This is a genomic window from Natroniella acetigena, assembly GCF_023227745.1.
In the GTDB taxonomy this organism is placed as follows: domain Bacteria; phylum Bacillota; class Halanaerobiia; order Halobacteroidales; family Halobacteroidaceae; genus Natroniella; species Natroniella acetigena.
Map to the genome: position 1 here is coordinate 1 of NZ_JALKBX010000064.1, position 14,611 is coordinate 14,611.

The 14,611-nt window shown below is 31.6% G+C and carries 17 protein-coding genes and 2 riboswitches; of the genes, 9 read left to right on the forward strand and 8 right to left on the reverse strand.

The window, feature by feature from the left end:
* Positions 1-231: 231 nt before the first annotated feature.
* Together MWH25_RS11255 and hflX are read left to right on the forward strand one after the other, a co-directional pair.
* Positions 232-867, forward strand: coding sequence for a redox-sensing transcriptional repressor Rex (locus MWH25_RS11255; protein ID WP_248627753.1), 636 nt, complete (start codon positions 232-234; stop codon positions 865-867).
* Between the two features lie 172 nt (positions 868-1,039).
* Complete coding sequence (gene hflX, locus MWH25_RS11260) at positions 1,040-2,662, forward strand: GTPase HflX (RefSeq protein ID WP_248627754.1); 1,623 nt, start codon at positions 1,040-1,042, stop codon at positions 2,660-2,662.
* Positions 2,663-2,690: 28 nt separating this feature from the next.
* Here hflX and MWH25_RS11265 read toward each other — a convergent pair whose 3' ends face one another.
* A complete protein-coding gene (locus tag MWH25_RS11265; protein WP_248627755.1) occupies positions 2,691-3,461 on the reverse strand; it encodes a CheR family methyltransferase in 771 nt (256 codons plus the stop codon).
* Between the two features lie 407 nt (positions 3,462-3,868).
* Here MWH25_RS11265 and MWH25_RS11270 point away from each other — a divergent pair, with 407 nt between their 5' ends.
* From MWH25_RS11270 to rlmH, 3 genes are read left to right on the forward strand one after another with little or no spacing between them, the layout of a single operon-like run.
* Positions 3,869-4,672: an MBL fold metallo-hydrolase gene (locus MWH25_RS11270; protein WP_248627756.1), complete on the forward strand. Its 804-nt coding sequence runs from the start codon at positions 3,869-3,871 to the stop codon at positions 4,670-4,672.
* Positions 4,673-4,688: 16 nt separating this feature from the next.
* Positions 4,689-5,861 (forward strand): S1C family serine protease, encoded by a 1,173-nt coding sequence (locus MWH25_RS11275; protein WP_248627757.1) that lies wholly within the window; start codon positions 4,689-4,691, stop codon positions 5,859-5,861.
* Between the two features lie 39 nt (positions 5,862-5,900).
* Positions 5,901-6,380, forward strand: a complete 480-nt coding sequence (rlmH, locus tag MWH25_RS11280) for a 23S rRNA (pseudouridine(1915)-N(3))-methyltransferase RlmH (RefSeq protein ID WP_248627758.1) — start codon at positions 5,901-5,903, stop codon at positions 6,378-6,380.
* A gap of 96 nt (positions 6,381-6,476) precedes the next feature.
* Here rlmH and MWH25_RS11285 read toward each other — a convergent pair whose 3' ends face one another.
* Positions 6,477-7,835 (reverse strand): alanine/glycine:cation symporter family protein, encoded by a 1,359-nt coding sequence (locus MWH25_RS11285; protein ID WP_248627759.1) that lies wholly within the window; start codon positions 7,833-7,835, stop codon positions 6,477-6,479.
* 182 nt (positions 7,836-8,017) lie between these two features.
* A riboswitch (glycine riboswitch) is annotated at positions 8,018-8,101 on the reverse strand.
* Positions 8,102-8,103: 2 nt separating this feature from the next.
* A riboswitch (glycine riboswitch) is annotated at positions 8,104-8,206 on the reverse strand.
* Between the two features lie 291 nt (positions 8,207-8,497).
* Between MWH25_RS11285 and MWH25_RS11290 the strand changes: the two genes are divergently transcribed.
* Positions 8,498-8,674: a hypothetical protein gene (locus tag MWH25_RS11290; RefSeq protein ID WP_248627760.1), complete on the forward strand. Its 177-nt coding sequence runs from the start codon at positions 8,498-8,500 to the stop codon at positions 8,672-8,674.
* Between the two features lie 40 nt (positions 8,675-8,714).
* Here the strand turns inward: MWH25_RS11290 and MWH25_RS11295 are convergent, their stop codons facing one another.
* Positions 8,715-9,002, reverse strand: a complete 288-nt coding sequence (locus MWH25_RS11295) for a hypothetical protein (protein WP_248627761.1) — start codon at positions 9,000-9,002, stop codon at positions 8,715-8,717.
* A gap of 163 nt (positions 9,003-9,165) precedes the next feature.
* On the opposite strand from MWH25_RS11295, the gene MWH25_RS11300 reads away from it, so the two are divergent.
* On the forward strand, positions 9,166-9,726 hold the full coding sequence (locus MWH25_RS11300) for a hypothetical protein (protein ID WP_248627762.1): 561 nt from the start codon (positions 9,166-9,168) through the stop codon (positions 9,724-9,726).
* 35 nt (positions 9,727-9,761) lie between these two features.
* Here the strand turns inward: MWH25_RS11300 and MWH25_RS11305 are convergent, their stop codons facing one another.
* The 5 genes from MWH25_RS11305 to MWH25_RS11325 all read right to left on the reverse strand — a co-directional run bounded on the left by MWH25_RS11305 (position 9,762) and on the right by MWH25_RS11325 (position 13,201).
* On the reverse strand, positions 9,762-10,133 hold the full coding sequence (locus MWH25_RS11305) for a ribbon-helix-helix domain-containing protein (RefSeq protein ID WP_248627763.1): 372 nt from the start codon (positions 10,131-10,133) through the stop codon (positions 9,762-9,764).
* Between the two features lie 13 nt (positions 10,134-10,146).
* Positions 10,147-11,313: a ParM/StbA family protein gene (locus MWH25_RS11310; protein WP_248627764.1), complete on the reverse strand. Its 1,167-nt coding sequence runs from the start codon at positions 11,311-11,313 to the stop codon at positions 10,147-10,149.
* Positions 11,314-11,581: 268 nt separating this feature from the next.
* Positions 11,582-11,779: a helix-turn-helix domain-containing protein gene (locus MWH25_RS11315; protein WP_248627765.1), complete on the reverse strand. Its 198-nt coding sequence runs from the start codon at positions 11,777-11,779 to the stop codon at positions 11,582-11,584.
* A 267-nt stretch (positions 11,780-12,046) separates the two neighbouring features.
* Complete coding sequence (locus MWH25_RS11320) at positions 12,047-12,205, reverse strand: hypothetical protein (RefSeq protein WP_248627766.1); 159 nt, start codon at positions 12,203-12,205, stop codon at positions 12,047-12,049.
* Between the two features lie 18 nt (positions 12,206-12,223).
* Positions 12,224-13,201, reverse strand: coding sequence for an SDH family Clp fold serine proteinase (locus tag MWH25_RS11325; protein ID WP_248627767.1), 978 nt, complete (start codon positions 13,199-13,201; stop codon positions 12,224-12,226).
* A 164-nt stretch (positions 13,202-13,365) separates the two neighbouring features.
* Between MWH25_RS11325 and MWH25_RS11330 the strand changes: the two genes are divergently transcribed.
* Both MWH25_RS11330 and MWH25_RS11335 read left to right on the forward strand, forming a co-directional pair.
* Complete coding sequence (locus MWH25_RS11330; protein ID WP_248627768.1) at positions 13,366-13,740, forward strand: Hsp20/alpha crystallin family protein; 375 nt, start codon at positions 13,366-13,368, stop codon at positions 13,738-13,740.
* Positions 13,741-13,795: 55 nt separating this feature from the next.
* The gene (locus MWH25_RS11335) at positions 13,796-14,335 is read left to right on the forward strand and encodes an Hsp20/alpha crystallin family protein (RefSeq protein ID WP_248627769.1); all 540 of its coding nucleotides are present in this window, start codon (positions 13,796-13,798) and stop codon (positions 14,333-14,335) included.
* Positions 14,336-14,611: the final 276 nt, after the last annotated feature.

Consider the following 14,611-nt stretch of genomic DNA (forward strand, 5'->3'; position numbering starts at 1 on the left):
ACCTCACGTACGGTTTGCAGAGGACTGTCTGGTAACTTAGATAGTTACCAGCTTTTACTCTACTGTCAGTAAAAAATCAAGTTCAAAACCTTTATGTTTGCAAGGGTTAAGGGGTTTGATTTTGACAGACCACAGACACAGACACTGACACATTATATCAATAAGTTTTTATTTTAGGAGCAGACAGCTAATATTATTATAATAAATCTAGTAGAGAAAGGAAGGGCTATAATGAAAAATATTGGAATACCAGAAACAACTATCGAAAGATTACCGTTATATTATCGGTCACTACAAAAATTAAATAAACAAAATGTGGAGGTTATCTCTTCTAAAAATTTAGGGAAGAGATTAGGGCTCCCTTCAACCCAAGTTAGAAAAGATTTATCTTATTATGGTGAGTTTGGAAGAAGAGGTGTTGGATATGAAGTTTCAGTCTTAATTAAGCAGTTAGAGAAGATTTTGGGATTAAATAAGAGTTGGGCTCTGGCTTTAGTAGGAGCCGGTAATTTAGGACATGCTTTATTAGATTATCATGGTTTTAGAAAACTGGGATTGAATATAAGATATGTCTTTGAGCGAGATCAAGAAAAGATAGGTGAGGAGTTTAATGGTATTAAGGTGAGGGACATAAAAAATATGGAAGAAGTAATTGAGAAAAATGAGATTAAGATTGCCATAATTGCAGTTCCTGCTGAAGTAGCTCAAGAGATTGCTGATCGGTTAATTGCAGTAGGAGTTAAAGCAATTTGGAATTTTGCTCCGACATACTTACAGGTTCCAGAAGATATAAAGTTGAAGAATGAAGATCTATCGATTGGATTGGTTGGATTAACTTATCACTTATCAGACTATGGAAGCGAATAACATCTAAATTGAATTAATAATTTTTTTTAAGGTAATTAATCTAAATTATTTTAAACTTGAAAAAGAGATCTGGAAAAGTTAAATTCAAGTTATATAGGAGGGGTAATTTATTGAAGAGTGGAAGGGAATTTTATATTCTAAATTAAGTTCTAATAAGTTAATTAATCAACAGTTGCTTGCTCAGTTTGAAGAGGCAGTTTCAGCACAGTTAAATCTAGTTATCGATCGTACTGGAAAGGTTGTTAAAATCGAGCAAGGAGATTTAACAGCTGAGCTGTTGAGTGGGATTAGAAGAAGAAAGAGTAAGAAAAGATTATCAGGTTTAAGAGTAATTAGTATTAGTAATAGTCAACAGCTTACTTTTGCTCAGGAAAATTTAGTTTTGAAATTTAGGCTTGATAATTTAGTTAAAGTCAGTTTGAAATCTGATTCTGTAGTACTAATATTACCTAAGATTACTGGAGGAAGGTTAGTAGAAACCGAAGAGAGAAAGTTGACTATTAAACAAGCAATTAGATTTGATCAAGCAGTTGCTGTAAGCAGATTAGAAGAAAAATTAACTGAATTGGATAATTACCGAGTAGAAAAAGATAGAGAACGAGCTATATTGGTTGGTAAAGATGAAGAAGATCTAGAAGAATTAAAAGGTTTAGCTACTACTGCTGGAGTTAAAGTTGTAGCTAGAAGGTTACAGAAACAAGAACGAAATAATCCTGCTTATTATATTGGAACTGGTAAATTAGAAGAATTAAAAGGAGTAGTTTTTAGTCAGCAGAGTAATTTAGTCATCTTTGATGATGAACTGACTCCTGCTCAACATAGTAATTTGGAAGAAAAGCTGGCTGTTCAGGTTGTAGATAGAACTGAATTAATTCTAGATATTTTTGCCCAGCATGCCCACACAAAAGAAGGTAAGATTCAAGTTGAACTGGCCCAATTAGAGTATTTATTACCACGATTGACAGGACAAGGAGAGCAGTTGTCCCGTTTAGGTGGAGGAATTGGAACGAGAGGACCTGGAGAAAGCAAGTTAGAAATTGATCGTCGTAAAATTAGAAAACGGATTCATAGATTGAAAGAGCAATTGACAGAAGTTAGACAGAATCGGGCTGTACAACGACAAGGTAGAAAGAATCCTTTAATTACCTTAGTAGGATATACCAATGTTGGGAAATCGACTTTGATGAATCTATTGACTGCAGCTGATGTCAAGGTTGAAGATGAATTATTTGCCACTTTAGATTCGACCCTACGCCAAGCTAAATTACCGCTTGGTCGTCAAGTTATTTTCAGTGATACTGTTGGTTTTATCAAGAAGTTACCACATCAGTTGGTAGCTGCTTTTCAAGCCACTTTAGAAGAGGTTCAACAGGCAGATTTATTGTTGCATGTAGTAGATAGTAGCCAAGCTCAGTTGGAAGAGAGGATGGCTATTGTTCATGATGTATTAGAAGGCTTGGGGGTATTGAATAAGGAAATTATTACAGTTTTTAATAAGGCAGATTTAGTAACAGCTGATTACTTAGAATTATTACAACAAGACTATCCGAGAAGTGTAGCAATTTGTGCCTTAACAGGTGAAGGAAAAGATAGATTACTGGAGCAAATATCTGAGATTATAGCTAGAGATATGGTAACTGTTGATTTGGAGCTACCTTATGAAGCAGGGAAGTGGATTGATCAACTGTATCGGAGTGGACAAGTATTAGAGGAGAGTTATGTTGCAAACAAGATTAAAGTGACTGCTAACATATCGAAAAGGTTGGCCCAGCGATTACAAGATTATCAAGTATAAATGTTGTTAGAGACGGCAATTGCCATCTCTAACATTTTTTATAAAAGGAAGTATAAATTTTTTTAAAATTAAATTTTTCTGGTTGAAGTAGATATTCAGTATTGCCTAAGAATAAAATACCATCTTTAGTTAATGAGTTGCTCAACTTAGTTGTTAATTGTTCCTTGATCTCTTTTGTGAAATAAATAAAGACATTACGGCACAGAATTAAATCTAGATTAGAATCGTACTTATCTGTTAATAAATTTAAGTTATCAAATTTTACTTGGTTCATAATCTTACTATCGAGTTGATAATAGTTCTTTTCTTTAGTAAAATATTTATCGACAAGCTGGGGAGCTACTTTTTTAATTGAATTTTTTTTGTATTTACCTGCTCTTGCTTCTTCTAGGATACTAGGGTCTATATCTGTTGCTTTAATTTGATAACGGCTAGGATCAATCTGTAATTCATTTAAAATGATAGCTAATGTATAAGCTTCACAACCATTAGAAGCTGCTGCACTCCAAATTTTAACTTTTTTTGTTGTCTTAAATAATTGGGGCATGATCTCTTTCTGAAGGTATTTGAAGTTATCTGGGTTACGGAAGAACTCTGAAGTATTAATTGTCATATATTCCAAAAATTCTCTCTGAAACTCTGTGCTGTTAGTTAATTTATCTAAACAGACTTGGTAATTATCAATCCCATGTTTGTTTATCAGGTTCTTACTACGCCGCTTGACTCTTTTTTCTTTATAGCTAGTTAAGTCGATATCAATCTTATGTGAAACTTTGGTGATGAATTCCTTAAAATTCATTACTAGGCTCCTCTCAAAGATAATTTATTTTAATAAGTTGATTGTATTGAAGTTTATTTATGTTGCTAGGTAATATAATTAAGAAACTATATTAATATTTTCACCTTTAAATAAAAAATTCCTTTTTTAAAAGCAATTATTATTAATCGGGAAATATTTAAGGGTAAGAATGACTTATACTAAAAGGAAATAAATTTTGATACTTAGTAACTTTCTAACTTTTAAGTGTAGTTCTTTACTAGTATGATTTTGAACTCAACTGTCAATTGTACACTAAGACAGGGTGCAGGGAAATTTAGTTATCTGCGAAGCATTGTAATAAATAATAGGCTTTAATTTAGTAAATGTTTTTTATTATGGAAGGTCTGATAAGACCTGTAGAGAGAGCACTAGATTAAAACAGGGAGGTGATAATAATTAGTTTACAGATATCAGTTTTAGCTAGTGGTAGTTCAGGAAATGTTATTTATGTTGAATCAGAGCAGAAAAAGGTTTTGATTGATGCTGGTTTGAGTGGTAAACAAATTAATAATAGATTAAGAAAAATTAATTTAAGTGTTAAAGATTTAGATGCTATCTTACTGACCCATGAACATACTGACCATATTCAAGGGGCTGGAGTATTAGCTAGAAGATGTAAGATTCCATTGTATGCTACAGCTGGTACTTGGCAAGCGGCAGGAGATAAATTAGGAAAGTTAAAGTCAGAGCAACAATGTGTAATTGATACTACATCTTTTAATTTAGGAGATTGTCAGATTAAGGCTTTTAGTATCCCTCATGATGCTCAAGAACCGGTTGGCTATACAATAACTTCTTGTGGGGCCAAGGTGGGTGTTGCTACTGATATGGGGGAGGTGACCGATCACGTTAGAGCAGAGATTAGTGATTCAGATTTAGTGGTTTTAGAATCTAATCATGATCTGGAGATGTTAAAGATTGGCCCGTATCCATGGTCTCTTAAAAAGAGGGTGATGGGGAATAAAGGTCATCTATCTAATGATGCTGCTGGGGCTGAAGTAGTAAAGTTAGCTAAAAGTTCTGTCAGCCGTATATTATTAGCTCACCTTAGTAAAAATAATAATGTACCTGAACTGGCATTTCTAACGATTAAAAATATGTTAGTTGAAGCAGGCATTAAATTAGAGCAAGATATAAGATTGGATTTTGCTTATCAAGAAGAAGCAACTCCACTTTATCAACTAGGCTAATTTAGGGAGGTAAATAATGAGTTTTTTCTTTGCTGAGGATGATCAAACTGGATTTAATCTAAGAGTTTATTTAATTATTGCTATAATTAGTGGGTTAGTTGGAGCTGGTGTTTTATACTCTGCTCTTTCTGCAGTTGAATTGAGTCAAGATGAGGCAGAAGTTGAAGAAGAAATAGTTCAAGACCAAGAGCAGGAGCAGAGAAGTAAGGAGTATCAAGAGGCTAGTTATCAAGAGTTAGGACAAGATCAAATTGTTGATGTAGTAAAAGAGGTTGGCCCAGGAATTGTAAGAATAACTACTGCTAAAGAAAGGGTCATGTACGATTTTTTTACTCGCAAAAGAGAAGAAAGGATCAAAGGAGAAGGTTCTGGAGTAATTTATAATAGTGAAGGTTATATTATAACTAACAATCATGTTATAGAAGGGGCCAAAGAGATTAAGGTTTTTTTAGCTGAAGGAAAAGGAGAGTATAAGGCAAAAGTGATTGGCAAGGATCCAATTACTGATTTAGCTGTAATCAAGATTGATTCTGAAGGGACTGAGTTACCTGTTCCTAAACTAGGAGACTCAAAGCAGCTAAAAGTAGGTCAAAAAGCGATAGCTATTGGAAATCCCTATGGATTTTCTAACACTGTAACAGTAGGGGTAATTAGTGCTTTAGAGAGAAGATTACCGATTCAAGAAATAGCTGAATTAACAGATATGATTCAGACAGATGCGGCAATTAACCCGGGAAATAGTGGTGGAGGATTATTAAATCAGCAAGGTGAAGTAATAGGAATCAATACTGCTATTATTGAGCAAGCCCAAGGGATTGGATTCGCTATTCCAATTAATTTAGCTAAAGAAGTAGTAACTGAGTTAATTGCAGAAGGAGAGATAATTAGACCTTGGATCGGGATTTATGGCGGAGATGTTACTCCTGACTTATCAGAAAGCTATGAACTCGAGCATCAGACTGGCATTTATATCTTTCAAATCATTGCTGACAGCCCTGCTGCCAAGAGCGGATTGAAGGAAGGCGATATTATTTTAGAAATTGATCAACAAGAAGTAACTGGTATGTCAGATTTAAAAGAGTTATTACAAGAGTACGAAGTAAATGATAAAGTTGAGTTATTAACTTATCGAGATGATAATTTAATTACTCTTGATTTAGAGTTGAAGGAAAGACCTATTAACAAATGATTTTAATAGATCTGGTTAAATTCGAAGTGGAGGGATAGTGTGAAAATTAGGATAATAGCAGTAGGAAAGATTAAACAAGATTATATCAAACGAGGAATTGATGAATTTTGCAAGCGGCTACAAAGGTATAGTAAGGTTGATATTTTAGAGGTCAAAGATGAAAAGATAGGCAATAATTTGAGCTTATCTGAAATGGATCAAATTAAAGAGAAAGAAGCAGAAAAGATTATTGATAAATTGGATGATAGAGCCTATACAATTGCTTTAGATCCTCAAGGTAAGCCAATGACTTCAGAAGGTTTAGCTAAATCAATAGGTAATTTACAAGTAAAAGGCTATAGTACCATTGAGTTTATTATTGGTGGAGCTTTAGGTTTACATCAAAAAATAAGAGATACAGCAGATTATGTATTAACTTTTTCTCATATGACATTTACTCATCAAATGATTAGATTGTTCTTGTTAGAGCAAGTTTATCGGGGCTTTAAGATTTTAAATGATGAACCATATCATTTATAGTTAATATTACGAAGTGTCTTAACAGACACTTCGTAATAAATTTCAATGATAAACAATGGACTTTTATATGTAATGGTTTTTCTGATACCTAAGAGATTACTTCTTCTCAAATTTAGACTCTAACCCCTGCTCAAAGTTTTCTTCATAATCATTTAAGATTTTAACAACCAATGAAGTCATACCTAAAAGAGCAATTAAATTTGGAATAACCATTAATCCATTAAAAGTATCGGCAAGCTCCCAAACTACCTCTACCTTCATAGTAGTTCCAACTACTATAAAGAGCAATACTAGAATCTGATAAAGCTTAATGCCCTTCTTACCAAATAAATATTTAATATTAGCTTCTCCAAAGAAATACCAACTAATAATTGTTGATAAAGCAAAAAAGAACATACAGATAGCAATAAAGTTACCACCAAATTGACCAAAGCCATTAATAAAGCCAGCTTGAGTCAACTCTATTCCAGTCAAACCACTTTGGAAAGAATCTGTCATTATTATTACTAAAGAAGTCAAAGTACAAACAATACCTGTATCAAAGATTACTCCCATAACTGCAACCAAACCTTGCTGGGATGGATGCTTAACCTTAGCCACTGCATGAGCATGTGGTGTAGAACCCATACCTGCTTCATTAGAGAATAAGCCTCTTGCAGTACCATAACGGAAAGCTTCTTTTACTCCAACACCCAAGACACCACCTGCTACAGATTGAGGATTAAAGGCACCTTGAATTATCATCTGTAAAGCAGGAATCACCTCTTTAATATTTAAAAGAACAATCACTAAACTGCCAAGAATATATAAGACAGCCATAATAGGAACAATATTTACAGTAAACTTAGCTATTCTCTTAATTCCACCTATAACTATCAATCCAACTAAAATTGCTATTATAATACCTGTCACATAATTAGGGATTCCAAAGGCACTACCAACAGCCTGAGCTATTGAATTTGATTGTACCATATTCCCCATAAACCCTAAAGCTAAAACTATACTTATAGCAAAAAATCCAGCTAAGAAGTTGTTACCAAGACCTTTTTTGATATAATAAGCTGCACCACCAGTTATTTCTCCATCAACCCTTTCTGTATGAAGCTGGGCCAGCACAGCCTCGGCAAAGATAGTAGCCATACCAAATATACCACTTACCCACATCCAAAATACTGCACCAGGACCACCAGCAGCTACAGCCGTTGCCACACCAGCTAAGTTACCAGTTCCAACCTGAGCAGCTACCGCTGTAGTAAGGGCTTGAAAAGAACTCATGCCATCCTTATCTGCTTCTTCTTTGTTACCTCTTTTAAAGGTTATCTTAAAGACTTCTTTTAACTTTCTAAACTGCAAAAATCTTAACTTAAAAGTAAATAAAACACCAGTGCCCAGTAAGAAGAATAACATTACCGGTCCCCATAAAATACTATTAATTGCTTCAATAAACTCCATCATCTAAACTTCCTCCTTATTATTTATAATTACTTTATAAAATAAAAAAATCTAAACCCTTAGGCTTAGACATAGGAGAAAGGCAAAGATAAATAGCTGTCAACTTTCAACTGTTAACCATCAGTTAAAGATCTAGCTCTTGAGCTTTACTGAAAGCTCATAGCTCATAACTGTATCTGCCTTTCACCCTGTTCTTTTACCTGAGAGATTACCCTAATTAAAACTAATTAGGTTACTCCTTCGGTGCTCTTTACGAGTCTCTCCAGAGTTTCGTCCTATTACAGTAATAGACCTGAGAGTTTCACCTATGACCAGACAACATAGATTTGCCCCTTCGGTAGAGCCATGTTGACCCTATCTCCTGTAATAATCATCCGAAAGATATTTAATTATCCTATTTATAATAACATACATAAGTTGCATTTTCAATAGTTCATTAAATAGAGTTCCTTAAAAATCAAATATAAATATTAATAGATGTCATTATATGTCATAAGAGTAACCATAATTTAAGTTGTCTTAATTGTTCAGGTTTTTTATTTGAGCTTATAAAACTTTGAATCCCCGTAATCTTCCATCTTTTCAAATAAGCTTTGATTGTTGATAATTTTTGTTTCAATTGGTAGATAAGTTTGCTATAATTAATCATAGGGAGGAGAGAAAAAATGAATGCTAAATCTTCAAAAAACCTTTTGTTAGGCAAAGAATATAAGATGAATTGGGAATGTAAAATTTGTGGAAAGGAGATTTATCAGCAAGATCTGCTCAATAGAATTGGTAATGTTTACTTAGAACATTATTGGACTTGCTTAGAATGTGGTGGTAAATTAAAAAAGCAATAAATAAAACCTTAAAGTTAGCTAACTTTAAGGTTTTATTTATTTAGTCTAGCATTTGCTCGGGAAGGTGACTTGCTTGATCTAAAGCCTGTAAGGTAGCATCAGCTGCATCTAAGTAGTTTTTCACTTTTTTGATATTCTCAGTTAAAAAATTCAAATGGTTAGAAAAAACTTCTGTATTCTGAAAGAAAATAAATAAAATTATTAAAAGTAATAATAGATCGCTATCAAGATAATTTAATAGGTTTTGTTGAAAACTAGTACTGGATTCAGAATTAGAATGCTCATTGGTTTTAGTGGCAAAATCATCAGCTTCTTTTTTATTTGCCATCCTGATTAATCCCTCCTTTGATTAAAAAATAAAGAGTTTTAAATTCTTTAAATTGACTTTTTACAATATATAATACGAATTAGATAAAAGAAATGTGATTTTTTAAGAAAGTTTTTATCTTTGCTTTAATATAATTATTAGTAGAAAAAGGAGGAGATATAATATGTATCAGGATGATTACTTATTTTTTCCTGAAGCTCAGGTTGTCGATAAGCTATTAAGTGTATTTAATATCCAATCTCAACAGCAATTAGAGCCGAATACAGTTGTTACAATCTTAGGATTATTAAATCTGCTAAATATTGTAAGTGTTATGCAAGGGCAGAAAGGTTTATCTACTCAATTATCAAGTTTAGTAGATAACTCAAATGATTATTTTGAAAATAACAATCAAGCTAATAATTTACAACAGATTCAGCAGTTAGTTGACAGTGTACAGAATAACAAAAACTCTAATTCTGACAACATAACTGATATCTTATCTAATTTATTACAACAGGATAACAATCAAACAACTTCACCATTAAATAATATTTTAGGTATGTTAGGTAACAACAACTCAGATAGGAAATTAGATCCTACTTTATTATTAAAACTAATGAATTTGGTCAGTCAGATTAAAGAAAGTAAAGAAGAAAGTAACGACAATGAAGTTAAAGAAACTAATCAACCAGTTAAATCAGAACCTTATAATGGAGACGAAGAGAGAGAGGAAAAGGAGTAAAAAAATGCCAAACCATTTTGTTATGGTTTGGCATTTTAAAAATCATTCAATAGGTTTAAGACTTGTTCTGTTTTTTGTTCTTGGTTTCTACCTTCATAAACTTCTTGAGTTTCATGATGATAATTTGTATTGACATTATTTTTTGTTAATTCTTCTAATAATAGTTGGTTTTTCTTAATTAATTGTTTGATCTCTGTTAATTCTTTATTAGGTAGATGTTGTTGTTTAATTTCTTCAGTTTCTAATAGGGAAGAAGAGGGCTGATCTTGTTTTAGATAATTTTTAATTGCTTTTCTAATGAACTCTGACTTACTTTGATAAGACTCGATCTTCTTTTTGATTTCTGTTATTTCTTGATCAGTAAAAAAGTTCTTGGTAATTCTAACACTTAAAAATAGTTTGGACATAATTATCACCCAATTATCTCTCTTGAGCAGTTGCAGTATTTTTGACTGCCTTTAGTTTCCTTTCTTTAGCTTTTTCTTTTAATTGATTATGTCGCTTACGTTCTAGTGCTTTACCTAATTTAACGTACCCTCTGCAATTGCTCAATTGAGGATTTTTATTTACTCGTTCACAAGGGAATCCTTCCAAATAAGTATCTAGACTTTCAAATAATAATACAGTAGCTCCACCAGTAATTAGAATCTTATCGATCATTAAATAAGATTCCCATCGGTTTTTAATTTGTAGTGCAATATCATAAGCTAATTTATCAATGGCTTGTTCTTTAATTCTTTTGAATTCATATTTTTCATTTCTGACTTTAATATAATCTTTTTCTTCTAAAATTTGGTTTTTAATAATATCTTGAGAAATATCTATATCTAAAGAGTCTTGGATTTTTTTAAAAATTCTTGTCTTTACTCCATCACTAAAAGAGATTGGTGAATCTTTAATTAATTCTCCATCATTAAAGGCAACACAATCAATAGTTAGCCCTCCTAAATCTACAATACCAAAACCTCCCTCAATTTTTTTTGTAACTAATCCTTTCTTGTTCATGATAAAGTCATAATAAGAAGCTAAACCTTGTGGGATTACTGTTGCTTTCCTAATTTCAATCTCTTTAGGAATGAATTTGTTATTGATATTTTTAATTTTAATTTTAAACTCATTTTCTAGTTTATTTTTAAATAAATCTTTGTGATTTTCATAATATTTAATTGGTAGCCCTGTAATTAAATGTTTTATGTTGATTTTGTCTGCTTTAGGAAATAGTAAACAAATGCCGGATAGTAATTTTGCAAATTCTTCGGGGTCTTCATATTTGTTATCAGATAATGAATATGCAACTGAAGATGAATGTTGATTCAGAACATAGTTTCCAACACGATAACTAGTAAAGTCAGTGTTTTTAAGTCCTTTGATCAGTTCATCTTGAATTTTGATAATAATTTTTTTAGGATCAAATTTTCCAATTAATTCGTCTTCTTCTCTGATTACCTGAAATGATGTTTCGGATAAGACTCCTTGGTCGTCTTTTTCTGCTAAAGAGGGGAAAATAACTTCTTGGTCATTGTTAAGCATTTTAATTGAGTCATAACCTAAATCGACTCCGAGGACATTAACATTCTCTATTCTCATTGTTAACCTCTCCTTCTGAAATTTTATTTCTGATTTTAATAATATATAAATTAAACTAATGCTTTCATTTAGTATAAGTGGCTTGTCCATTAAGTTTATATCAATATTATAACTCAAATTACAAATATTGTTAAATGATAGATATGACTATATTTTATTTTAGTTGTAGGATGTTTTGCAAATAGTGATAGGATTAAATTTAGCTGAGAAGGATAATTATTCTAAAAAGGAGTGGTACCCAATATTGGATACCACTCTTAACCAATTTTTAATTTTGTTGTTCAGCTAGTTTTTGATTTAAAAACTCATCTAAGTCTTTTTTTCTAATAATCCACTTGCCGCCTAATTTAATGCCTGGTAATTCATTATTATTTAGCATGTTGTAGATTGTTGTTTCAGAACGATTTAGGTATTTAGCAACATCTTTTACAGTAAAGTTTTCTTTGGTAGTACTCATTTCAGTCATCCCTCCTTTTATAGTGGTTGATTATTTTCTTGATAGAGTTAATAAAAAGAAAAAAATTTATGTGGTAGTTATTAATAAATAGTTAAAAGTAAAAAAATACTACTTGTACTTTATATTATACTAGAAATATGCCTAAATTTTCAATAATTTAAGGCAAAAAAGTAATTTCTTTTGAAATTTTAATTTAGTAGTAATCATCAGAAATTTTTGGTTTATTTGTAAATTAAATAGAACTAGACTTTAAAGTCTAGTTCTATTTAATTTCTGTTAATTTTTTTCTATATAGCCACTATTTATATTATTGTCTTCTGAAATGATGAGAATGTCTTCTTTCTTCTTTAACTTATTAGGTAAAAAATTAACAGAAGGACATCCTGAATTATCATCAATAATATAATGAGTAGTTCTACCTCTTTTTTTTACCATGATTATCACTCCTTAAATTTATCTAATTAATGGAGTCCATTTTTGTTGGGTAATATTGATCTCTGGTTCTTCCATCATTTTATCTTGATTTATTTCACCTATAAATGTGAAAGAATCTAAAGCTTTTTCACTTTCTATATAGCCTCCACTGACTTTAAATTGATTTTGATTATTTACGTAATCTAATGGTTGGAAGGGGCGTTGTAGTTCTAAATCTTCTTCATATTCTTCATATAAATTCCAGATTAGATTTTCTAGTTCTGGTTCAGGGTATTTGATCGGTAATTTGATCTTATTGGCTTCCTGTCTAGAGATCATATAATTATGGGCATAAAGTTTTTCAGTTAAATAATTGATGATATTTTCGACAACTACTTCATCTTCTCCTAATGGATGTAAAGATAGTAATTTTTTAGCTGTAGATCTAATTAAGAGGTAATTACGGTGAACATTTCCTAAAGCTAAGGGATGAACTTTATTGGCTAAGTGCGAAAAGACTTTAATTAGATTTTCTTCACTTTTTAGATTGAATTTTTCCTGGGCCAAATTTAGATAAGAGCTAACATCTTCAACACTGATTGGGATTTTAGCTGTAGGGTTATTTGGATTTTGAGGATTAAAGGCATTAGCTACGGTAGGATCTATTGGTCCTAATTCTCCCATTTTCCCCATCACTATCTCGTCGGCCCCTAAACAGATCAATGTCCCTGCACTATAGGCTCGAAATGGTACTAAAACACTGAAATAATCAGTATACTCTCTAATTAAATTAATTAAACGCCAGGGAGTTAGTACATCTCCACCTCTAGTATAGATAAATAGATCAATTTTTTTCTTAGGAGAAATTTTTTCTAAATGCTGATAAATAACTTTAATAGCATCTGGTGCAATTCTAGTACTGATATTTTCTCTATCTCCAGTGATATAATTAAGCACGGTTGAGTTACGTAAATTACTGATTTGATTTATAATCTTTAATCTATTTTCTCGACCCACAATAAAATTAGTCCTCCTTATTATTAAGCTCTTTTTTGCTAGTATTTTAATTTAAGATTCTTTTTATGTACTATTTAATTATAAATGTTTAAATTTAAGCAATACTAAATCTAAGTATTTATTATTAGTTGAAAGAGTTATGAGTTAAATTAGGAGGTTGTAAAATGGTTGATTTTGATCTGCAAAGTTCAGAGAATAATTATTCAACAGGAGTTTCTAGTTATATGAAGCAAAAATATATTACACCACAAGTAGATATTTTAGAGGATAAGGAGCAGATTTATTATATTTACCAATTACCTGGAGTAGAAGAAGAGGATTTGAATGTAGAATTATCTACAGATAAAGTCTTTATTATGGCTGAGAGTAAAAGTTATCAAGAAAAAGAGATTTTATATCAAGAGTCTAATTGCGGGATTTTTTTTAGACAGCTACCTCTTCCTTTACAAGTAGAAGTAGATGCAGCGGAAGCAAATTTGAAAGCAGGATTATTAGAAATTAACTTTCCTAAGCTCAAAAAAAATGAATACTTTTGCTAATTTAAGTGCATTATAACTAGTGGAGTTAAACACAAAATAAAGCAGGGGGTAGATTATGCATCATACTCAAAATCAAAGTTCATTTTTAGGTCAGGGTCAAGCTTTTGTTGGTCAAAATTTACAAAGTGGAATGATTGGTTATGGACAAACTCCTATATCTAATGCTTGGAATTATCGACTACAGCCAGTTGCTACTGCAATGAATAATGCTCAGCAACAGACTGGAGGACAGTTTCAACAAAATAATAATTTTGCTCTTTCAGGTTCATACATGCAAGGAGGACAACAAGCTATCTTCCAACCAAGCATCGATATTTCTGAAACACAAAGTGATTTAGTAGTTGCATGTAGTATGCAAAATACTAATCCTAATAACATTGATTTAACTGCTACAGAAGATTCTGTATCGATTTCTGCTCAATCATTTATTGGAAACCAAACAAGTAGTCTTCATCGTACAATCCCTTTGCCAACTACTATTAGAGCAGAAGCAATAGATGCTAGTTATTCTAATGGTGTTTTAAGAATTAGAATGCCTAAAAGAGGAACGAGCACTCGTAAGCAATTACAAGTAAATGTTAATGAACAACAATAAATAACTTTTCTTAAAGGGTCTTTAGCATTTGCTAAAGACCCTTTTGTTTTTTTTCTGCTCTTAATCTTGATTAATTAGGAAATGATAGATATTATATTAGATAGTAGTGGTTGAAAAGGCAAAGTCAATGACAACTGCATGGGTATAATTCAAATTTCTTTATTTGGAATTTGGAGTGAAGTATCTTTAATTAATCCTGTTTTTTATCTAGAACAGCCAAGAAAACTCCATCTAAGCTACTGTATTAGGTGGAGATGAATTGGCTATTTTAAATTT

Bases quoted from the DNA above. Each gene is read 5' to 3' on its own strand.
- MWH25_RS11255 (WP_248627753.1), top strand. From the start codon at position 232: ATGAAAAATATTGGAATACCAGAAACAACTATCGAAAGATTACCGTTA.
- MWH25_RS11265 (WP_248627755.1), bottom strand. From the start codon at position 3,461: ATGAATTTTAAGGAATTCATCACCAAAGTTTCACATAAGATTGATATC.
- MWH25_RS11275 (WP_248627757.1), top strand. From the start codon at position 4,689: ATGAGTTTTTTCTTTGCTGAGGATGATCAAACTGGATTTAATCTAAGA.
- MWH25_RS11285 (WP_248627759.1), bottom strand. From the start codon at position 7,835: ATGATGGAGTTTATTGAAGCAATTAATAGTATTTTATGGGGACCGGTA.
- MWH25_RS11290 (WP_248627760.1), top strand. From the start codon at position 8,498: ATGAATGCTAAATCTTCAAAAAACCTTTTGTTAGGCAAAGAATATAAG.
- MWH25_RS11295 (WP_248627761.1), bottom strand. From the start codon at position 9,002: ATGGCAAATAAAAAAGAAGCTGATGATTTTGCCACTAAAACCAATGAG.
- MWH25_RS11300 (WP_248627762.1), top strand. From the start codon at position 9,166: ATGTATCAGGATGATTACTTATTTTTTCCTGAAGCTCAGGTTGTCGAT.
- MWH25_RS11305 (WP_248627763.1), bottom strand. From the start codon at position 10,133: ATGTCCAAACTATTTTTAAGTGTTAGAATTACCAAGAACTTTTTTACT.
- MWH25_RS11310 (WP_248627764.1), bottom strand. From the start codon at position 11,313: ATGAGAATAGAGAATGTTAATGTCCTCGGAGTCGATTTAGGTTATGAC.
- MWH25_RS11315 (WP_248627765.1), bottom strand. From the start codon at position 11,779: ATGACTGAAATGAGTACTACCAAAGAAAACTTTACTGTAAAAGATGTT.
- MWH25_RS11320 (WP_248627766.1), bottom strand. From the start codon at position 12,205: ATGGTAAAAAAAAGAGGTAGAACTACTCATTATATTATTGATGATAAT.
- MWH25_RS11330 (WP_248627768.1), top strand. From the start codon at position 13,366: ATGGTTGATTTTGATCTGCAAAGTTCAGAGAATAATTATTCAACAGGA.
- MWH25_RS11335 (WP_248627769.1), top strand. From the start codon at position 13,796: ATGCATCATACTCAAAATCAAAGTTCATTTTTAGGTCAGGGTCAAGCT.